Source organism: Martelella mangrovi (assembly GCF_040545495.1).
Lineage (GTDB): Bacteria > Pseudomonadota > Alphaproteobacteria > Rhizobiales > Rhizobiaceae > Martelella > Martelella mangrovi.
On record NZ_JBEPLY010000002.1, the window covers coordinates 374,628 to 394,582 of the forward strand.

The following is a 19,955-nucleotide window of genomic DNA, read 5'->3' on the forward strand; positions in this document are numbered from 1 at the left end:
AGATGGACAATTTCGTAGATCTCTATTGCGAACGCACTGCCGCCGGTTTCTGGAACGAGCCGGTCAATGCGCTGACCAATCTTGCCTTCATCATCGCCGCCCTGATTGCCTGGCCGGCGGCATGGCGCAGGCCGGAACGTTCCGCAATCGAGCTGACCGTGATTGCACTGGTCGCCGCCATCGGCGTCGGCTCCTTCCTGTTCCACACGCTGGCCACGCCCCTTTCCGGCGCGGCGGATGTCATACCGATCTGGCTGTTCTTCTTTGCCTATATCCTGCTGATCTTCATCCGGATCACCGGCGGCAAGACCTTCGACATCATCGGCTACATGGTCGCCACGCTGTTCGGCTTTGTTGCCGTGGTCTATCTCGTCGGTCTGACGAGCCGCGACGGCGCACCGCTCAACGGCTCGCTGCAATATGCACCGGCGCTGATCGCCATGGCGCTGGCCTCGGCAATTGCCGCTTTTCGCGGCCATCCGGTGTGGCGCTATTTCGCCGGTGCTACGGCCATCTTCATCATGTCGCTGACATTTCGAAGCCTCGATCAGGCCTCATGCGTGATGACGGGCGGGCTCGGCACGCATTTCCTGTGGCACATCCTGAATGCCACGGTGCTTGGCATTCTGCTGTTGGGCACGGTCAGGGCGATGCCGCCGACATTACAAATCCACCCTCAGAAAAAATAAATATTATTTCTTTTTTTGACTAAAAAATGCTATAATAATTGAAGACAAAACCCCGATCAACACCTCTTTCGAGTTAACAAAAATGAAAATCAATAGGAAAAATACAATAATTAAAAAAATAAAACTAAAGATAATGCAAAATAATAGAAATGAGTTCCATATTAATTCTTTAGACTTTAATAAAATTAATTCCTTAACAAGAAAAAATATATTTAAATTAAGTAATTTTTGCAGGCCACCCCATCTCAAAGGGCAAAGCCCTTTGAGATGGGGTGGCCTTTAACTATTCTTCCTAACGTCAGATTATACTTTGTAAATACAATCCGTCAACCAAATTTAAACCAACCGGTTACCGGCACGTGGTCGGACGGTTTTTCCCAGCCGCGCGCATCGGTGAGGATTTCAAACCGCTTGAACGCCGGGACAAGATCGGCCGAAGACCAGATGTGGTCGAGCCTGCGCCCGCGATTGGCCGCCTTCCAGTCCTTGGCGCGGTAGCTCCACCAGGTGTAGAGTTTTTCTTCCGCCGGCGTGACATGGCGCATCAGGTCGGTCCAGCCGCCCGCGGCAATCAGGTCCTTCATGCCTTCGGTTTCCACCGGCGTGTGGCTGACCACCTTCAGCAGCTGTTTGTGCGACCAGACGTCATGTTCCATCGGCGCGATGTTGAGATCGCCCACCAGAATTGAACTGACGCCATCGCCGGCATCCGCCTTCAGCGCCTTCATCTCTTCCATGAAATCAAGCTTGTGGCGGAACTTCGGGTTGATCTCGGGGTTCGGTTCGTCACCCCCGGCCGGCACATAGAAATTATGCAGGCGGATCTTGCGGCCGCCGACATCGATCACGGCGGCGATATGGCGGGTATCGCCCATGGCGCAGTAATCGGTCGAAAATCCCTCACCCAACGGCAGGCGCGAGACGATCGCCACGCCGTGATAACCCTTCTGCCCATGGACCGCGATGTGCTCGTAGCCAAGCGCGCGCAGCGGCTTGTAGGGAAACTGGTCGTTCAGGCACTTGATTTCCTGAAGACACAGAACGTCCGGCGCGTGTTCCTCAAGGAATTGCGAGACGATCGGCAGGCGCAGGCGCACCGAATTGATATTCCAGGTGGTAAGCTTCAGTTCCAAATCCACGCCTTTCCTGCCTTTGCTCAAGCGGCATCAGCAATAGGCGATTCTCAAGCTGACCGGAAGGCCGTCAGTCGCTGCTGCCGGGGCTGGCCATGATCTGGTCGTAGGGAATGCGGAAAACGGAACGGCCGAATTTCACGCCGGTGCGGACATTGGACAGGATCACGGTGGTATCCTTGCCCTGGGCGTCCGTAATCGTCCACTGGCGCAGCTCGAACGTGCTGGAATCGAACATCAGCGTGATCACCTGATCGCCGAACACCGACTTGTCGCCAAGCACGATGACGGTCAGCCCGCTCTGCTGGCGCACATCGCGCACCATGCGGTTCTGCAGGTCGATCCGGTCCGCCAGCAGCAGGCTGAGCGGCGTGCGCGACAGCGGATAGAAATTCCAGGTATCGAGATCGCCATTGCCGACGGCGACATTGCGGCCATCCGCGATCACCTTCAGTGTCGATGGCGCGTCGTAATCGAAGCGGAGCTTTCCCGGCCGTTCGAGGTAGAACTTGCCCCCGGTCTGATCGCCGCGCGGGCCGAACTGCATGAACTCGCCGGTCATCGATTTTACCGAGGAAAAATGATTGGCGATTTTCTGGGCAACGTCGGACGGGGCGGCGGCAACCTGCGCCACCTGCTGTGCGCCATCCCTTTTGGTCGGCAGTGGCACATCGCCGGATGTCGGCGCGGTCTGCGCCAGCGCGGCCCCTGTCATCAACAGCGCCGTCCCTGCGGCAATCCCGCCCAGAAAAAGCCGGCGCGACCGGTTGGTGCGAAGGGTCGTGGTCACGTTGCGGTCATTCATGTGTCAACATCCTGAAACTCTGATAGAGGCTCCCTGCCCGGCCAAGACGGCTTTTTCTGGGCAGGTCCGCCGGAATGTGCGTGCAGACAAAGATGGGGCGTCAATTGCTCCCTTCAATGATATCGCGCTCCGTGGGCACCAGAATTTCGCGTTTCCCTGCATGGTTCGCCGGGCCGATGACGCCTTCGTCCTCCATCCGCTCGATCAGGCTGGCCGCGCGGTTATAGCCGATGCCGAGCCGGCGCTGGACGTATGACGTCGAGGCCTTGCCATCGCGCAACACAATCGCCACGGCCTGATCATAAGGGTCATCCGACTTGGAAAGATTGGAGGTGCTGCCGCCGTCGGAATCGACCATATCCTCATCGTCGTCGGCCGTGATCGCGTCGAGATAATCGGGCGTGCCCTGGGTCTTCAGATAGGCGACGATTTCCTCGACTTCCGGGTCGGAAACGAACGGCCCGTGAACGCGCTGAATGCGTCCGCCACCGGCCATATGCAGCATGTCGCCCTGGCCGAGAAGCTGTTCGGCGCCCTGCTCGCCCAGAATGGTGCGGCTGTCGATCTTCGACGTCACCTGGAAGGAAATGCGGGTCGGGAAGTTCGCCTTGATCGTGCCGGTAATGACATCGACCGACGGGCGCTGGGTCGCCATGATCACATGGATACCGGCGGCACGCGCCATCTGCGCCAGACGCTGGACAGCGCCTTCGATATCCTTGCCGGCCACCATCATCAGATCGGCCATCTCGTCGATGATCACGACGATATAGGGCATCGGCTCCAGATTGAATTCTTCCGTCTCGTAGATCGCCTCGCCGGTTTCGCGATCAAAGCCGGTCTGGACGGTGCGCGACAGGGTCTCGCCCTTTTCCGCCGCCTGACGCACGCGGCTGTTGAAGCCGTCAATATTGCGCACGCCGAGCTTGGCCATGTTCTTGTAGCGCTCTTCCATCTCGCGCACGGTCCATTTCAGCGCGACGACCGCCTTTTTCGGGTCGGTCACCACCGGCGACAGGAGATGCGGGATGCCGTCATAAACGGAAAGTTCGAGCATTTTCGGGTCGATCATGATCAGCCGGCACTGTTCCGGCGAAAGCCGGTAAAGCAGCGACAGGATCATGGTGTTGACGGCAACCGACTTACCGGAGCCGGTGGTGCCGGCAATCAGCAGATGCGGCATCTTGGCAAGATCGACGGTGACGCTTTCGCCGCCGATGGTCTTGCCGAGCGCCATGGCAAGCTTGGCCTTGGAATTCTGGAAATCCTGGCTGGCGACGATCTCGCGCAGGAACACGGTTTCGCGGTGCGGGTTCGGCAGTTCGATACCAATGGCATTGCGGCCGGGAATGACGGCGACACGCGCCGAGATCGCGGCCATGGACCGGGCGATATCGTCAGCAAGGCCGATGACGCGCGAGGATTTGATGCCGGGGGCCGGTTCCAGCTCGTAAAGCGTGACCACGGGGCCGGGCCGGACGTGGATGATCTCGCCCTTGACGCCGAAATCCGCCAGCACCTTTTCCAGCGTGCGGGCATTGTCTTCCAGAACGTCCTTGGACAGCGCCTTGTCGCGCGAAAGCCCCTTGGGCTCGGCCAGAAGCGCATGCGAGGGAAGCTCGAAATGACCGGAATGCGGCTTTGCGTCGCGCATGGGGCGGCGCACCGTTTCGACACTGGCCGGGCGCGGCGGCGGCGCGGGCGCGGCCACAACGGGTGCGCGCGGCTGTTCGCGCGACACCGTGGTGCGATTGGCCGCGGGGCTGTCCACCGCCCCGGCGCCGTTCTGCCGGCCTGCGGGCATATCGAAATCGGCACTCAGGACACCGTCCGGCAGGTCGTCATAGTCGTCGTCTTCATCGTATCCCGGATCGAAGCCGTTATTGCGGTCGTCATAATCGAAAGGCGGCGGATCGACGGGGGCATAACCTTCTTCACGCCAGGCTTCCGGGTCGACAAGGCTCGGTTCACCGCGCCGCAGATAGGCCGGACCAGTTTGAGCGCCATCGTCATCGAGCCGCTCGAAATTGTCCTCGTTGAAATCATAAGGCTCGTCGAACATGTCGTCGTCGTCCTTGTCCTTTCGGGCAAACAGACGGTTCAGACGGGCGCGGGTAATGTACCAGAAATGGGCCAGATGGCCGAGCAGCGGCGCAAATGAAAAGAAGCCGTCGCGCTCTTCGGAAAGATCGGCGACCGACGGAGCGCCGGGGTCATGATCGAACTCACGAGCAGCGGGCTTTTCCACAATCACCGGCGGCTGACGCACGATCAGGCCGGCGGCATAAAGCTGCAGGAACAAGGCAGGCACCACGAAGATGGCGCCGACGATCAGTGCGGACATGCCGGAGGGGTAATGGCCGATGAAAAGCGCGGGAAACCGCAGGATCAGATCGCCGGAAACCCCGCCGAGACCGTTCGGCAGCGGCCAGGTCGGCGGTGCGGGAAAGCAGCCGAGCACGGCCGCGGTCACAAGGGCGGCGCCGACCCAGGCAAAGAAGCGCGACGGTTTGCGATAGATCCGGCGGCCCGCCATCAGCGCCAGCGACCACGACAGCACCGGCAGCAGCGCGAACACGCTTGCCAGACCGAAAGACTGCATCGTGAGATCGGCAAAATTGGCGCCGGCATATCCGAGAATATTGGTCGGCAGTCGTCCGGTTGCGTGCGAGCCGCTCGGGTCGTCGACATTCCACGTCGCCATTGCAGCGATTGCCAGGCACAGGGCAACGAACAGCGCAAAGCCGAAAAGGGCTGCAACATAGCGCCGCACAAATCCGGTAAAGGAAAATTCTCCGCTGCTCTTTTCCCCGTATCGCTCTGCTCGTGCCGCCATGTCCATCCGTTCCTGAAACTGAGTTCTGATTCGGTTCTGCCCTTGTCCCGGCGCGACAGGCACCGGGACAAGGGGCATCGCCGGCAAGGCTAGCAGCCATGGGTTAAAGCCTCTTTAACCATCGAAAACAGCACCGCTTCGGCGCAATAAAAAACCCGGGCCACAAGGCCCGGGTTCGTGCGGCCCGCATGACGCGGACCGTATGGGATCAGCGGAACTACATGAATTCCGGATAGGCTTCGACGCCCACTTCCGACTTGTCGAGACCGTCGGCTTCCTCCTCCGGCGAGACACGGATACCCATGACAGCCTTGAGGATGAACCAGATCACCAGCGATACGATGAAGGTAAAGGCACCGATGGATACAATACCGACGATCTGGGTACCAAAGGAGGTGCCGTCATTGGTGAGCGGTACGATGAAGGTGCCCCAGATACCGGCAACCAGGTGAACCGGGATCGCACCGACGACGTCGTCGACCTTCAGCTTGTCGAGCAGCGGAACAACGATGACGACGATAACGCCACCGATACCACCGATGAACAGCGCTGCCGGAACAGACGGCGTCAGCGGTTCGGCCGTGATCGAGACCAGGCCGGCGAGTGCACCGTTGAGAACCATGGTGACATCGACCTTCTTGTAGATGATCTGCAGAAGGATCATGACGACAACGGCACCGGATGCGGCAGCCAGGTTGGTGTTGACGAAGATCTTCGAAACGTCACCGGCATCGGCAATCGAACCCAGAGCAAGCTGCGAACCGCCGTTGAAGCCGAACCAGCCGAGCCACAGGATGAAGGTACCAAGAACAGCCAGCGGAATGTTGGAACCGGGCATCGGGTTAACCGTACCGTCAGCCGAGTACTTGCCTGTACGCGCGCCCAGAACCAGAGCACCGGCCAGAGCGGCCCAGCCGCCAACGGAGTGAACGAGCGTCGAACCTGCGAAGTCGGAGAAGCCCATTTCAGCGAGCCAGCCGCCGCCCCACTGCCAGGAGCCGGTGATCGGATAGAGAATACCGGTCAGGATGACGGTGAAGATCAGGAACGGCCAGAGCTTGATACGCTCGGCGACCGTACCGGAAACGATGGAAGCGGTCGTGGCGCAGAACACCATCTGGAAGAACCAGTCGGAAGCAACCGAATAGCCGGCGGAACCGTCATCCATGCCGGGGCCCGGGAAGACGTAAGGACCAAACGAACCGATGAAACCGCCGTCAACGCCGGTATACATCAGGTTATAACCGGTGAACCAGAACATCAGGCCGCCAATGGCATAGATGGCGACGTTCTTGAGGCCCTGCATGGACGCGTTCTTCTTGCGCACCAGGCCCATTTCGAGCATGGCAAAGCCAGCGGCCATCCACATGACCAGGAAGCCCATGACGAGGAACAGCAGTGTGTTGAATACTTCGGTCGCCGCGGCCGACATGCCGGCAACTTCAGCGACCTCAACCACTTCTTCCTGCGCCAGGGCCGGGAGAGCGAGAGAGACCGCCGCAATCGCAGTAACGCCCGCAAAAAGTTTGAGTTTGGAAGACATAGACTGATTACCCCCTGCTGACTTACAGCGCTTCGGAATCTGTTTCGCCGGTGCGGATGCGCACGGCCTGTTCGATGGAATAGACAAAGATCTTGCCGTCACCGATCTGGCCGGTCTTCGCGGAGGAGGCGATTGCCTCGACAGCCTTCTCAACCACATCGGCGGCGACCGCGACTTCGATCTTCAGCTTGGGAAGAAAGCTGACGGCATATTCCGTGCCGCGATAAATCTCGGTGTGCCCCTTCTGCCGACCGTAACCCTTCACTTCGGTGACGGTCAGGCCCTGAATGCCGACAGCGGTGAGGGCTTCGCGCACCTCATCCAGCTTGAACGGCTTTATGATGGCCATCACAATTTTCATCTGGTTTCCCATCCTTTGTTTACCCTCGGCTTCCTGAGAACCCGAATCTCCTTACCGCCTGGACAGGCGAATCCGTCAGCGGCCTATCCTACACATACAAAGTCCGTGCCAGATTCGAAGTTCTTGTATAAACTATTGATTTTTATGATATTTTTATATCGGCACTGTCATCATGACAAAACAGCGGCAAAGTTGGGGCGCGCCGATGCGCAAATTGCAGCAAATGCCTAAATTTTACGCACATGCCACAATGCGTCGCCAAGGTTCATGATAATCGTCATTTCAAAGCGTCTTCTGACAACCGTCAAAACCGGCCTGCCCGGACCCTTCAGGCCCGCGGCCGAGACAGCAAGATGCCGGCCACCGCCTTACTCGTAAAACGGGCGGACATTCTCGTTGATCCGGATCAGGCCTTCCTGCGCCACCGAGGCGACCAGCGTGCCGTCACGGGTGAAGATCTTGCCATAGGCGAGCCCCCGCGCACTGCCGGCCGAGGGGCTTTCATGCACGTAGAGAAGCCAGTCGGCGATATCGAAGGGCCGGTGAAACCAGACGGCATGGTCAAGGCTTGCTGCCTGAATACCGTCGGAAAACACCGAGCGTTCATGCGGATAGAGGGTCGTGTCCAGAAGCGTCATATCGGACATGTAGGACAGAAATGCCGTCTGGTAGTCCCTGCCCTTCGGCGGCACGCCATTGCCCCTGATCCAGATACACTGGCGTGTGGATTTCTTGTTGCGCCACAGGAACTCGTCCAGATCGACGGGCCTGAGTTCGATCGGGCGCTCCCGCTTCCAGTAATTGCGGATCGGCGCTGGAGCATTCTCCCTGTCATTCATGATGTCGCTTGCAACCAGGGCTTCCGGCGGCGGCACATCCGGCATTGCCTGCTGGTGGTCAAATCCGTCCTCTTCGATCTGGAAGGACGCCGTCATGATGAAGATCGGCTCGCCGTGCTGGATCGCCCGCACACTGCGGGTGGAAAAGCTGCCGCCGTCGCGCAACCGCTCCACCTGAAAGATGATCGGCACCTGGGTATCGCCCGGCCGCATGAAATAGCCGTGAAGCGAATGGACAAACCGGCCTTCCGATACCGTGCGCTGGGCAGCGACCAGCGACTGCGCCACCACCTGCCCGCCGAAAACGCGCTGCCATGTCGTGACCGGGCTTTGCCCCCGGTAAAGATTTTCTTCCAGCCGCTCGAGATCGAGCAGTTCGGCAAGCACGCTGTCGCTTTGGGCGTTATTGGCCTGTGACATCAAAAACAGTTCCCTATATATCGCTTTAAGTATTTGAATGCCGTATAGCAGCTTCGCAGGTGCTGATCGATAGATCAGCGAATGCAAACGGTGAATGCCGGCAAAACCCGAAGGGAGCGCGAAATGAAAGACATCATCATCGTCGGCGGTGGCTATGTCGGTCTCTCCGTTGCCGTTGCCACCAAGATGGCAGCGCCGCACCTCGATATCGAGTTGATGGAAGCCGCCCCCGAGCATGTGTGGCAGAAGGACGAGCGGGCCTCGGCCATCATCTCCGCTGCCATCAACATGCTGAAGACGCTGGAGCTGTGGGACGGCATCAAGGACGACGCCCAGCCGATCAACGACATGATCGTCACCGATTCGAAAACGGGCGAGCCGGTGAAGCCGGTGTTCCTGACCTTTGCCGACCGCGCCTCGGCGGACGAACCCTTCGCCTACATGATCCCGAATGTTTCCATGGTGCGGGCCCTTCGCGAAAAAGCCGGCGAACTCGGCATCACCATCCGCCACGGGGCCGCTGTGACCGCTTTTGAAAACACCGGCGGCCATGCGAAAATCACGCTTGCCGGCGGTGAGGAAATCCCCACGCGGCTGGTGGTTGCCTGCGACGGCGTGCGCTCGCGCCTGCGCGACATGGCCGGCATCAAGACGGTGAAGTTCGATTACGGCCAGTCCGGCATCGTCACGACCGTTGCCCATGAACGCCCGCATAACGGCCGCGCGGAAGAGCATTTCCTGCCCGCCGGCCCCTTCGCGATCCTGCCGCTGACGGGCAATCGTTCGTCGCTGGTCTGGACCGAACGCACCGACGATGCCAAACGGCTTGTCGAAAGCGACGACATGGTGTTCGAAGTCGAGCTGGAACGCCGGTTTGGTCATCATCTCGGCAAGCTCAGCCTTGCGGGCAGCAGGCGGGCCTTTCCGCTCGGGCTTACGCTGTCACGGTCTTTCATCGCGCCGCGTCTGGCGCTGGCAGGCGATGCCGCCCACGGCATCCACCCGATTTCCGGCCAGGGCCTCAATCTCGGCTTCAAGGATGTCGCAGCCCTTGCACAGACCATCGTCGAGGCCGACCGCATGGGCCTCGATATCGGTGCTGTCGACACGCTGGAGCGCTACCAGAGCTGGCGACGCTTCGACACGGTGCGCATGGGCATGACGACGGACATCCTCAACCGGATGTTTTCCAACGATATCGGCCCCGTGCGCATGGCCCGCGATTTCGGCCTCGGTGTTGTCGACCGCATGCCCGGCCTGAAGCGCTTCTTCATCGAAGAGGCTGCAGGCCGCACCATGCACGACAAGCCGAAGCTTCTGGCCGGCGAGCCGCTCTGACGGTATTCAGGCGCTCCCGAAGCATTGTTGCCGCGGGAGCGTTCACAAACGGTTTTCGGCCGCTCAGTCTTCCAAAAACGGTGCGATCAATGCCAGATCGGCCTTTGACAGGCGGTCCGAGGCGGTCCAGGCCTGATGCCAGTAGGGGTAGATGAGCGGCGGCCGGCTGACGGCTTCAAGCCGGGCAAACTCTTCCTCAGTCAACGTCAGTTCGGCAGCACCGAGATTATCGGCAAGCTGGGTATCGGTGCGCGCACCGATGACCAGCGAGGCAATGCCCGGACGCGCCAGAAGCCACGCAAGCGCCACCTGCGCCGGCGTCGCACCTTTGGCCGAGGCGATATTGACCAGTACGTCGACAATGTCATAAAGCGCCTCGATATCGCTGACCGGCGGCTCCTTCCATTCTGCCGCGCGACGCGTGCCTTCGGGTTCCGGCTGGTTGCGCCGGTATTTGCCCGACAGCAGCCCGCCGGCAAGCGGCGACCACACCACAACGCCGACTTCCTGATCAAGCGCGATCGGCAGAAGTTCGTATTCGGCTTCACGCGCCTGAAGCGTATAGTGAATCTGCTGGGCCACGGGGCGCACCAGCCCTTCCCGTTCGGCAATGCCCAGCATTTTCATCAGGTGCCAGCCGGAGAAATTGGAAACCCCGACATAACGGACCTTGCCGGCGCGCACGAGACCATCCACCGCCGCAAGCGTTTCTTCCAGCGGTGTCTGGCCATCCCATTCATGCAGCCAGTACATGTCGAGATAATCGGTCTTCAGTCGTTTCAGGCTGGCCTCGCAGGCACGGATGAGATGATGCCGCGACAGACCGCGATCGTTCGGCCCCTGTTCAAATGCGGGGAACCGCGCCTTGGTGGCCAGCAGCAGCCGGTCGCGTTTGTCGGCAATCGCCTCACCGACGATCTCCTCAGACACGCCGGCGGAATAGACATCGGCGGTGTCGATCATGTTGACCCCGGCATCGATGCACATATCGATCTGGCGCCTCGCGCCTTGCAGATCGGTACTGCCGGTCTTGGAGAAGCCATCCTTGCCGCCAAACGTCATGGTGCCAAGCGTGAGTGCCGAAACTTTCAGGCCCGAACGGCCGAGTGAACGATACTGCATGTGCTTATCCTTTCCGGTTATGTGAATTGCCTGTTCTTACCTGACATAGGTAAGAGATGCGGAACATCGATGACAGAACGTTCCGGGACAAAATTTTGTTCACATTATCCCAAAGCCGGACGCCCTGTCGGGTTGATGCCGTAATCGAGTGTTTCCGCGCGGTCCGGCAGCGAGAGCGTGGCGATCTTCGGCGTCGTCCTTGCAATGACCTTGCCCGCGCGCAGCACCGCAAGCCGGGTCGGCTTCAGCCGCAGGGCCTCCACCACATCCTCGGCCTGCAAGATAACGAGATTGGCCGGGTTGCCGGCCTCAAGGCCGTAGCCTTCCAGACCGAGCGTCTTTGCCGAATTCACGGTGATGCAGTCATAGAGCGCCTTCTTGTCACCCACGCCGGACATCTGCGCCACGTGAACGGCCATATGGGCGACTTCCAGCATGTCGCCGGAGCCCATCGAATACCACGGGTCCATCACGCAGTCGTGGCCGAAGGCGACGTTGATGCCGGCGGCCAGCAGTTCGCGCACCCGCGTCAGGCCGCGCCGTTTCGGGAAAGTGTCGTGGCGACCCTGCAGCATGATGTTGATCAGCGGGTTGGGAATGGCGTTGATTTCAGCCTCCGCCATCAGCGGGATCAGCTTGGAGACATAGTAATTGTCCATCGAATGCATCGAGGTCAGGTGCGAGCCGGCCACCCGGCCCTGAAGGCCGAAGCGCACGGTCTCGGCGGCCAGTGTTTCGATATGGCGAGACATCGGGTCGTCGGTTTCGTCGCAATGCATGTCGACCGGCAGACCGCGGTCTGCGGCGATGCGGCAGAGCGCCTCCACCGACTTCGTGCCGTCCGCCATGGTGCGCTCGAAATGCGGAATGCCGCCAACGACATCGACGCCCATATCCAGCGCCCGCTCCAGCGATTTGACGCCGTCTTCAGCGCGGTAATAACCATCCTGCGGGAAGGCCACGAGCTGCAGGTCGAAATAAGGCGCAACACGCTCCTTCACCTCCAGCATCGCTTCGACGGTGACAAGCTTCGGGTCGGAGGTGTCGACATGGGAGCGGATGTGCAGCAGGCCCTGGCTGACGGCAAGGTCGCAATAGGCAAGCGCGCGCTCGACCAGCGCCTCTTTCGTCAACGTCGGCCGCAACTCACCCCAAAGCGCAATGCCTTCCAGCAGTGTGCCGGAGGTATTCATGCGCGGCAGACCAAGCGACAGCGTCGCATCCATGTGGAAATGCGGATCAACAAAGGGCGGCGATACCAGCCGGTTGGTCGCGTCGATGACCTCGCCGGCCTCTGCCGCGAGGTTCTTCTCGATCGCGGCGATCTTACCGCCGGCAATGCCGATATCGATGCCCCTGCGGCCATCGGGAAGGTTGGCGTTTTTGATGATCAGGTCGAACATGGTCTTGGCTCGCACTCTCTTTTTCTGAACGCCTCCCTCTCTCAGATGCGTCATCCTCGGGCTTGACCCGAGGATCCACTCAAGGCCCTCAGCAGGGAGAGGCCAATGGATGCTCGGGTCAAGCCCGAGCATGACGCAGAAAGGGAGAAGAGGCCTGTAAACAAACTACTTCAGGAACCCGTTATCGCATACCTGCGTGATAAACCGGCGCAACCTTCAGAGCCTCACCGCTCGCCCCTTCGGTACGGCTGCATCAGCGCCTGCGGCACCCGTGCGCGGCGCGCCATCACCGCCAGCGCGGCAATCGACAGGATATACGGGATCATCAGGAAAATCTGGTAGGGCACGGCGCCATCGAGCGCAGTTTGCAAACGCAGCTGAAAACCGTCGAAAAAGGCAAACAGCAGCGCTCCGAACAGCGCCCGCTCCGGCCGCCACGAGGCAAACACCACGAGCGCGATGCAGATCCAGCCCCGGCCCTGCACCATGGTCGGGAAGAAGGAGTTGAAGGCCGAAAGCGTGAGAAACGCGCCGCCGACGCCCATCAGCGCACTTCCGGCGATCACGGCACCATAGCGCATCACCATCGGGTTGACGCCCTGCGCTTCGGCCGCATGCGGGTTTTCACCGGCCATGCGGATGGCAAGGCCGAGCGGCGTTTTCGCCAGCACATAGGCCAGAACCAGCGCCAGAACGATGGCGAGATAGGTCGGCGCGGTCTGGGTGAAAAAGGCAGAGCCGATGAAGGGCAGATCGGAAAAACCCGGAATACTGATCGGCTGGAAAGGCTCGACCGTGGGCGGCGAACCTGAAACCGGCACCATCAGCCGGAACACATAATAGGCAAAGCTCGAGGCAAACAGCGTGACGCCGAGGCCCGAAACATGCTGGGAAAGCCCGAGCGTGACGGTGAGCAGCGCATGCAACGCGCCGAACACCGCGCCTCCGAGGGCGGCGACCAGCAACCCGGTCCACAGGTCCGCGCCATTGAAGACGGCCAGCCAGCCGACCATGGCGCCGAAGGTCATGATGCCCTCGATGCCGAGGTTCAGCACACCGGAGCGTTCCGACAACAACGCGCCGAGCGTGCCGAGGATCAACGGTGTGGCGATGCGCAGAACCGCGGCCCAGAGACCGGCAGAGGCCAGAATATCGACAATCGTGTTCATCGGCGTATCCTGTACTGCGTGAAGAAGACGGCGACCAGCATGGAGATCAGCGACAGCGCCACGGTGACGTCTGCGATATAGGTCGGGATGCCGAGTGAGCGGCTCATGCCATCGGCACCGACGAACATGACGGCGGTGAAGAGTGCCGCCAGCACCACGCCGATGGGATGAAGATTGGCCAGCATCGCCACCACGATGCCGGAATAGCCATAGCCGGGCGAGAGATCGGTGGTGACATAGCCCTTCACGCCCAGCACCTCGATACTGCCGGCAAGGCCCGCAAGCCCGCCCGACAACATCGCGACCAGCACCAGCGTGCGCCCGAGCGGCACGCCGGCAAAGACCGCGCCCTTGGGGTTCAGCCCGGCGGCGCGCGAGCGCATGCCGAATGTGGTGCGCGACTGGATGAAATGAACAATGAAGGCAAAGGCCACGGCAATCAGAAGGCCGATATGAAGCCGCGAGCGATCGATGAGTTTCGGCAGGCGCGCGGCGCGTTCCACCGCTTCCGACTGCGGCCAGCCGAAGGCCAGCGGGTCTTTCAGCACCGTATCGATCAGCATCGAAACGAACAGGATGGCGATGAAGTTCAACAACAGCGTCGTCACCACTTCATCGACGGAAAACTTCAGCCGAAGCCAGAGCGGCAGAAGCAGCAGGATCATCCCCGCCACCGCACCCGCCGCCAGCAAGATCGGGATCTGGATCACCGGCGCCATGCCCTCGGTGATGCGCGCGCCGACGGCGGCGGTGGCAATGGCGCCCAGATAAAACTGGCCTTCCGCGCCGATATTCCAGAGCCGCGCGCGAAAGGCGACGGCGGCGGCCAGACCGGTAAGGATCAGCGGCGTTGCCCGCGTCAACGTTTCGGTGATCGACAGTTTCGAGCCGAACGCGCCGACCAGGATTTTCCAGTAGGCTTCCAGAACAGGGGCGCCTGCCAGCGCAATCAATATGCCGGCAATACCGAGAGCGGCAGCAACCGCAATCAGCGGCGTGGCAATGACAAGGGCCGTGGGCCGGTGTTCGCGCCGTTCAAACCGCATCGGCATTCTCCGTCCATTCACCGGCCATCATCAGGCCGAGCTTTTGTGCATTGGCGTCTTCCGCAGCCACAGGCGGGGAAAGCCTGCCGCCGACAATCGCCTGTATCCGGTCGGCCAGCGCCATCACCTCGTCGAGGTCTTCCGAAATCAGCAGAACCGCCGTTCCGGCCCGTCTTGCCGCCAGAATGCGCTCATGCACAGCGGCAACGGCCCCTTCATCCAGCCCACGCGCAGGCTGGGCGGCGAGCAGGATTTTCGGGTTTTCAATCAGGTTTCTGCCGAGAATGAGCTTTTGCATATTGCCGCCGGACAAAAGCCGGGTGCGGCTTACCGGTGTGCCGCCGCGCACATCGAAACTTTCGATAATATCGCCTGCAAAGGCGACAGCGCCCTTTCGGTCGACAAAGCCATTTTTCGAAAAATCGTCAATACGTTCCAGAACCGCATTTTCCCAGATGGCCATTTCGCCGATGGCGCCTTCGCCGTTGCGGTCTTCGGGAACGCGGCCAATGCCAAGGGCGATGGCCTCTGCCACCGAAAGATCGCCGACACCCTTGCCGAAGAGAACGAGATCGCCGGCAGAGCGCTTCGCCGTGCCGCTCAAAAGCCCGGCCAGAACCGACTGGCCATTGCCGGACACGCCGATAATGCCGAGCACCTCGCCTGCATGAAGGGTGAAATCCACCTGTTTCAGCCGGTCGACGCCATCGATGCGCACCGTCACACCGACGGCTTCCAGCACCACCGGACCGGGCGTTGCCGCCTCGCGCACGGGGCGCTCCACCTTGCGGCCAACCATGAGTTCGGCCAGTTCCGCCTTGCTGGTGTCCGCCGCCCTGCGTTCGGCCACCTGCCGCCCGCCGCGCAGCACCACGACCCTGTCGGCGGTCGCCATCACCTCATCCAGCTTGTGGGAAATGAAGATCAGCGACAGGCCCTGGGCTGCCATTTCCTTCAGCGTCGAAAACAGTTTTTCGGCTTCCGGCCCGGTCAGCACCGCCGTCGGCTCATCGAGCACCAGAATGCGGGCGTCGTTATAAAGGGCTTTGAGAATTTCAACGCGCTGCTGCTCGCCGACGGACAGGTCACCGACGCGCGCTTCCGGATCGACGGCAAGGCCGAAACGCTCGGAAATATCCGCAAGCTTCTGCCGGCCGGCCCTCCGGTCCGAGCCGAGCTTCCAGAGATTTTCCGTGCCGGTCATGACGTTTTCAAGCACGGTGAGATTGGGGGCCAGCGAGAAATGCTGGTGCACCATGCCGACACCGGCGCGAATGGCCGCACGCGGCTTTCCCGGCGGCAGCGGCGCGCCCATGACCGAGACGGACCCCGTATCCGGTACGTAATGACCGAAGAGAATGCTCATCAGCGTTGTCTTGCCGGCGCCGTTTTCCCCCAAAAGCGCAACGATTTCGCCCTTGTCGAGCGTCAGCGAGATATCGTCATTGGCAAGCGTGTCGCCGAAGCGTTTACTGACACCGGCAATTTCCAGCACTCTCTCACTCATGCGCCCAATCCTGCGATTTCAAAGGGATGCGTCCAGCGTTCTTCCCGTTCGAGTGTGTCGGCAAGCGCCAGAAGCGTTGCTTCCGCCCCCATCGGCGCAAACATCTGCACCGGCAGCGGAAGCCCACGCGAATCCGCACCGAACGGCAGTGTTATTGCCGGAAAGCCGGAGAGGTTGGCAAGGGCTGCAAGCGGGGCAAAGGCGCGCATCCGCTCAAAATGCGCGTCGATATCGCTGTGATCTGTCAAAAACGCGCCAAGCGGCTTTGGCGCAGTGGTCAGCATCGGCGCAACCAAGGCATCGATCCGGTCAAACACCTGCCAGAAATCGCGGGCAATGAAGGCGATATCGTTGACAAGAGACCAGACGGCCGCGCCGCTCATCTTGCGCCCGCGAGCGATGACGGCCTGCGTCAGTTTTTCGGTTTTCGTTATGTCGAGTGCAAACCGGTCAGCGGTTTCAGCCAGGTTGATCGCGGCAATTCCGGTGAAAGCGTCAGCCGCTGCACGCGCCGGTTTTTCGATATCGCGCCAGCGCAACGGACAGATCGTGTGTCCACGCGCTTCCAGCGTTTTCGCCGCTTCTTCCAGTGCGCCAAGCCGTTGCGGATCGGCTGGCGCATCGGCGGCGGTTTCGGTGAGAAGGCCAATCTTCAGCCCTGCCGTTTGCGGCGCGTCAAAGGCCGGCGGCGGAAGCGGGCCGCGTGCATTGCCGGAAACAGCGGTGAAAATCGCAATCGCATCCCGCACGGAGCGGCAGATAGCCAGTTCCGTGGCAATGCCGCCGAGATAATTGCCATAGCCCGGCCCGGACGCCATTGCCCCGCGCGAAGGTTTCAGCCCGACAAGACCGCAGCAGGCTGCGGGAACGCGAATGGAGCCGCCGGCATCCGTGGCATGCGCGATGGCGACAATGCCTGCCGCAACGGCAGAAGCAGCGCCGCCGGAAGAACCGCCGGGCGACAGCGAAGGATCGAGCGGATTGCGGCAGATTGGACCTTTTTCGGGTTTGCAGCCGAGAGACAGGCCGAATTCGGGACTGGTCGTCAGGCCGAAAAGGCAGAAACCGGCATCGCGAAACCGCGCCGCAAGGTCGCTGTCGGCCTCGCCATCCGCCCCCTCCAGCGCGTTCGAGCCCGCAGAAACCGGAAAGCCCGCAAACGGCCCGCCAAGATCCTTGGCCAGTGTGGGAACCCCACCGAAAGGCATGCCCGCCTTTTCAGCGGCAGAGCGCGCATCGAACCGGCCGGCGGCAGCACGCCCCTTTTCGGCATCAATGCGGATAACCGCGCCCAGCTCTGCCCATGATGCAGAAGCGGCAAGCGATGTTTCCATCGCCTGCCGCGCCGTCATCTCACCTTTGCCGATTGCAACGGCAAGCGTTGTCGCATCGGCCTGCATGGCGATGTCCTATTTCGGCTCTTCCATGTTGCGCGGAACCTCGAACGTGCCGTCAATGATCTCCTGACGGGTCTTCAGCATGGCCTCGACCGCTTCCGGCGAGGCAACGCCCTCGACATAGGCGATATCGCTGCCGCCTTCCTTCAGCATGCCATAGGCCGTGTAGTTCTTACCGACCGGGTTACCGGCCTCGGCATCGGCGACAGCGGCGTCGAGGATCGGACGGAAGCCCCAGAGCGCATTGGCAAAGACAGTATCGGGGTAGCGCGGCGTGTAGTCTATCAGCGAGCCGACGGCGAGAATGCCGCGTTCCTTGGCAGCGTCAGCCGTGCCGATCCGTTCACCGAAGAGAATGTCGGCGCCCTGGTCGATCTGGGCGAGACCGGCTTCGCGCGCCTTGGGCGGGTCGAAGAAGGTGCCGATGAAGGTCACCGAATGTTCGGCGTCCGGGTTCGTCGCCTTCACGCCTTCGGCAAAGGCGTTAATCAGCATGTTGACTTCCGGGATCGGCATGGCGCCGACGGAGCCGACCTTGTTGGTTTCCGTCAGCGTGCCGGCCAGCATACCGGCGAGATAGGCGCCGTCCTGGTTCCAGGTGCCGAACACGCCGAAATTGTCGCCGGAGGGACCACCCGACGAGCCCATGACGAAGGGCGTATCGGGATAGTCAGCCGCCACTTCGCGGGCTTCGGATTCAACCGCGTAGGATTCGCCGATGATCAGGTCGACGCCCTGCTCGGCATATTCGCGCATGGCGCGCGGGTAATCCGTGCCGGAAACGCTTTCGGAAAACACATATTCGATCTTGCCTTCTTCGGCCGCTTCCAGAAGCGCCTGATGCATGACCGAGTTCCATGCGTTTTCAACCGGCGAAGCATGGATGGCGGCAACCTTGAACGGCTCGGCGGCACTGATTGCGGGCGCAAGCGTGACAGCGCCAAGAACCAGCGTGGACGCCAGCAGACAGCGGCGGCTCAGCGAAAAATCAAACGTCATATGTAAACAGACCCCTCTTTGACCATTTGGTTCAAAATCCTAGAAGGCGCTTAAACTTTTGTCAACATTGCGCATTGCTCACAAAATACGCAATTCTGCAATTTCCTTGTGTTTTTTCAAAAGGATGCAGACATTGACCGAATCACGCGCCGGGCGCGCTCAATAAGCCGGGAAACCACACCGGCGGCAATCCCCGGCAAAAAGTTTGCACCAATTTTGCATTTTCCTGTTCAAACAGGCCTCACACAGGCCGGGATTGCCCGGTTCGGACGGGCTGCGGCCCCGCTCCGGTTTGACCGCGCCAAAAATCCTGATATGAAAGTTTTCTGACACTGACCGCCAGCAGCGAAGTCCACCCATGCCGCGCAATTTCCTCGTCGTTGATCCTGAAAAGGACATGAATGTCATCAAGGGACTGGCCGCGCCGGCGCGCATCGCCGTGCTCAAGCTTCTGCGCCGTAAGGGACCGCTTAACGTCAAGGAAATCGGGCAGATACTGGAGCTTCCGCAGTCCACGGTATCGCTCAGCGTGCAGCTTCTGGAAGAGGCCGGGCTGATCCGCACGGAAAGCCAGCGGGCGCGCAAGGGCAATCAGAAAGTCTGCACCAGTATTTATGATGAAGTTGTCGTGGTCTTTGGCGACGCTTCCGAGGAGCGGCGCAATGACGGCATCGAAGTGGCGATGCCGGTTGGGCTTTATACCGCCTTCGATGTCAGCGCCCCCTGCGGCCTTTGCACCAATGAAGGCATTATCGGGCTTCTGGATGTGCCCGATTCCTTCCTCGACCCGTCGCGCATGAAGGCGGGGCTGATCTGGTTTACCCGCGGTTCCGTGGAATACCAGTTTCCCAACAATGCCCGGCTCGACAACCGGGCGATCGACGAAATCGAATTTTCGATGGAGCTGTCTTCCGAGGTGCCCGGCACCAATCCGGACTGGCCGTCGGACATCACCATCGGCATCAATGGCGTCGATATCGGCGAATGGACATCCCCCGGCGATTTCGGCGACCGGCGCGGCGTCTTCACCCCCGGCTGGTGGAAACTCAAGGGCTCGCAATACGGCATGCTGAAGCGTTTCCGGGTTACCGCGACCGGCGCTTATGTCGACGGCGTCAGGATTTCGGATATCTGTCTCGCCGATCTTCAGCTTGACCGCCACCACTCCATCCGCCTGTCAATCAGCGTGCGCGAGGATGCCCGGCACCCCGGCGGCGTCAATATTTTCGGCCGGGGTTTCGGCAATTACGACCAGGACATCATCCTCAGGATCACCACCGCGTCATAAGCGCGGGCGGTAACAAAAAACTTCCCCGCCATCGGCAAAGACGCTTGACGGGAAGCATAA

The 19,955-nt window shown here is 60.7% G+C and carries 16 protein-coding genes; 3 read left to right on the forward strand and 13 right to left on the reverse strand.

From position 1 onward, the window contains the following. The first annotated feature begins 2 nt into the window (after positions 1-2). On the forward strand, positions 3-689 hold the full coding sequence (locus ABID12_RS04070; RefSeq protein ID WP_354433203.1) for a ceramidase domain-containing protein: 687 nt from the start codon (positions 3-5) through the stop codon (positions 687-689). A 326-nt stretch (positions 690-1,015) separates the two neighbouring features. Here the strand turns inward: ABID12_RS04070 and xth are convergent, their stop codons facing one another. From xth to tesB, 6 genes are all read right to left on the reverse strand, one after another. Continuing rightward, the gene (gene xth / locus ABID12_RS04075; RefSeq protein ID WP_435528157.1) at positions 1,016-1,828 is read right to left on the reverse strand and encodes an exodeoxyribonuclease III; all 813 of its coding nucleotides are present in this window, start codon (positions 1,826-1,828) and stop codon (positions 1,016-1,018) included. 64 nt (positions 1,829-1,892) lie between these two features. Continuing rightward, positions 1,893-2,627 carry an outer-membrane lipoprotein carrier protein LolA gene (locus ABID12_RS04080; RefSeq protein WP_354433205.1) on the reverse strand — a complete coding sequence of 245 codons (735 nt, stop codon included), beginning with the start codon at positions 2,625-2,627 and terminating at the stop codon, positions 1,893-1,895. Between the two features lie 100 nt (positions 2,628-2,727). Beyond that, entirely contained in the window at positions 2,728-5,463 is a 2,736-nt protein-coding gene (locus tag ABID12_RS04085; RefSeq protein WP_354433206.1) for an FtsK/SpoIIIE family DNA translocase, read from the reverse strand. A 217-nt stretch (positions 5,464-5,680) separates the two neighbouring features. Then, positions 5,681-7,006, reverse strand: coding sequence for an ammonium transporter (gene amt, locus ABID12_RS04090; RefSeq protein WP_354433207.1), 1,326 nt, complete (start codon positions 7,004-7,006; stop codon positions 5,681-5,683). A 22-nt stretch (positions 7,007-7,028) separates the two neighbouring features. Then, on the reverse strand, positions 7,029-7,379 hold the full coding sequence (locus ABID12_RS04095; RefSeq protein ID WP_018064835.1) for a P-II family nitrogen regulator: 351 nt from the start codon (positions 7,377-7,379) through the stop codon (positions 7,029-7,031). Positions 7,380-7,735: 356 nt separating this feature from the next. Further along, positions 7,736-8,626 (reverse strand): acyl-CoA thioesterase II, encoded by an 891-nt coding sequence (gene tesB / locus ABID12_RS04100; protein ID WP_106303571.1) that lies wholly within the window; start codon positions 8,624-8,626, stop codon positions 7,736-7,738. Positions 8,627-8,749: 123 nt separating this feature from the next. On the opposite strand from tesB, the gene ABID12_RS04105 reads away from it, so the two are divergent. Beyond that, entirely contained in the window at positions 8,750-9,964 is a 1,215-nt protein-coding gene (locus ABID12_RS04105) for a ubiquinone biosynthesis hydroxylase (RefSeq protein WP_435528158.1), read from the forward strand. A gap of 63 nt (positions 9,965-10,027) precedes the next feature. Here the strand turns inward: ABID12_RS04105 and ABID12_RS04110 are convergent, their stop codons facing one another. The 7 genes from ABID12_RS04110 to ABID12_RS04140 all read right to left on the reverse strand — a co-directional run bounded on the left by ABID12_RS04110 (position 10,028) and on the right by ABID12_RS04140 (position 18,607). Further along, the gene (locus ABID12_RS04110) at positions 10,028-11,086 is read right to left on the reverse strand and encodes an aldo/keto reductase (RefSeq protein WP_354433209.1); all 1,059 of its coding nucleotides are present in this window, start codon (positions 11,084-11,086) and stop codon (positions 10,028-10,030) included. Positions 11,087-11,190: 104 nt separating this feature from the next. After that, the gene (locus ABID12_RS04115) at positions 11,191-12,489 is read right to left on the reverse strand and encodes an amidohydrolase family protein (RefSeq protein WP_354433297.1); all 1,299 of its coding nucleotides are present in this window, start codon (positions 12,487-12,489) and stop codon (positions 11,191-11,193) included. Between the two features lie 224 nt (positions 12,490-12,713). Next, a complete protein-coding gene (locus ABID12_RS04120) occupies positions 12,714-13,658 on the reverse strand; it encodes an ABC transporter permease (protein WP_354433210.1) in 945 nt (314 codons plus the stop codon). Then, on the reverse strand, positions 13,655-14,704 hold the full coding sequence (locus ABID12_RS04125; RefSeq protein ID WP_354433211.1) for an ABC transporter permease: 1,050 nt from the start codon (positions 14,702-14,704) through the stop codon (positions 13,655-13,657). Before ABID12_RS04125 ends, ABID12_RS04120 begins: the two co-directional genes overlap by 4 nt. Continuing rightward, positions 14,694-16,211: an ABC transporter ATP-binding protein gene (locus ABID12_RS04130; RefSeq protein ID WP_354433212.1), complete on the reverse strand. Its 1,518-nt coding sequence runs from the start codon at positions 16,209-16,211 to the stop codon at positions 14,694-14,696. The genes ABID12_RS04125 and ABID12_RS04130 overlap by 11 nt, the downstream gene beginning before the upstream one ends. After that, positions 16,208-17,611 carry an amidase gene (locus tag ABID12_RS04135; protein ID WP_354433213.1) on the reverse strand — a complete coding sequence of 468 codons (1,404 nt, stop codon included), beginning with the start codon at positions 17,609-17,611 and terminating at the stop codon, positions 16,208-16,210. The genes ABID12_RS04130 and ABID12_RS04135 overlap by 4 nt, the downstream gene beginning before the upstream one ends. Positions 17,612-17,620: 9 nt before the next feature. Next, positions 17,621-18,607, reverse strand: a complete 987-nt coding sequence (locus tag ABID12_RS04140; RefSeq protein ID WP_354433214.1) for a BMP family protein — start codon at positions 18,605-18,607, stop codon at positions 17,621-17,623. Between the two features lie 358 nt (positions 18,608-18,965). Between ABID12_RS04140 and ABID12_RS04145 the strand changes: the two genes are divergently transcribed. Then, on the forward strand, positions 18,966-19,895 hold the full coding sequence (locus ABID12_RS04145) for an ArsR/SmtB family transcription factor (protein ID WP_319519204.1): 930 nt from the start codon (positions 18,966-18,968) through the stop codon (positions 19,893-19,895). The last annotated feature ends 60 nt before the right edge of the window (positions 19,896-19,955 follow it).

Excerpts from the sequence above, each read along its gene's own strand:
- ABID12_RS04130 (WP_354433212.1), bottom strand. The coding sequence starts at position 16,211 with ATGAGTGAGAGAGTGCTGGAAATTGCCGGTGTCAGTAAACGCTTCGGC.
- ABID12_RS04085 (WP_354433206.1), bottom strand. The coding sequence starts at position 5,463 with ATGGCGGCACGAGCAGAGCGATACGGGGAAAAGAGCAGCGGAGAATTT.
- ABID12_RS04125 (WP_354433211.1), bottom strand. The coding sequence starts at position 14,704 with ATGCGGTTTGAACGGCGCGAACACCGGCCCACGGCCCTTGTCATTGCC.
- ABID12_RS04110 (WP_354433209.1), bottom strand. The coding sequence starts at position 11,086 with ATGCAGTATCGTTCACTCGGCCGTTCGGGCCTGAAAGTTTCGGCACTC.
- ABID12_RS04145 (WP_319519204.1), top strand. The coding sequence starts at position 18,966 with ATGCCGCGCAATTTCCTCGTCGTTGATCCTGAAAAGGACATGAATGTC.
- ABID12_RS04115 (WP_354433297.1), bottom strand. The coding sequence starts at position 12,489 with ATGTTCGACCTGATCATCAAAAACGCCAACCTTCCCGATGGCCGCAGG.
- ABID12_RS04135 (WP_354433213.1), bottom strand. The coding sequence starts at position 17,611 with ATGCAGGCCGATGCGACAACGCTTGCCGTTGCAATCGGCAAAGGTGAG.
- ABID12_RS04120 (WP_354433210.1), bottom strand. The coding sequence starts at position 13,658 with ATGAACACGATTGTCGATATTCTGGCCTCTGCCGGTCTCTGGGCCGCG.
- ABID12_RS04070 (WP_354433203.1), top strand. The coding sequence starts at position 3 with ATGGACAATTTCGTAGATCTCTATTGCGAACGCACTGCCGCCGGTTTC.
- ABID12_RS04095 (WP_018064835.1), bottom strand. The coding sequence starts at position 7,379 with ATGGGAAACCAGATGAAAATTGTGATGGCCATCATAAAGCCGTTCAAG.
- ABID12_RS04080 (WP_354433205.1), bottom strand. The coding sequence starts at position 2,627 with ATGAATGACCGCAACGTGACCACGACCCTTCGCACCAACCGGTCGCGC.
- ABID12_RS04105 (WP_435528158.1), top strand. The coding sequence starts at position 8,750 with ATGAAAGACATCATCATCGTCGGCGGTGGCTATGTCGGTCTCTCCGTT.
- tesB (WP_106303571.1), bottom strand. The coding sequence starts at position 8,626 with ATGTCACAGGCCAATAACGCCCAAAGCGACAGCGTGCTTGCCGAACTG.
- ABID12_RS04140 (WP_354433214.1), bottom strand. The coding sequence starts at position 18,607 with ATGACGTTTGATTTTTCGCTGAGCCGCCGCTGTCTGCTGGCGTCCACG.
- amt (WP_354433207.1), bottom strand. The coding sequence starts at position 7,006 with ATGTCTTCCAAACTCAAACTTTTTGCGGGCGTTACTGCGATTGCGGCG.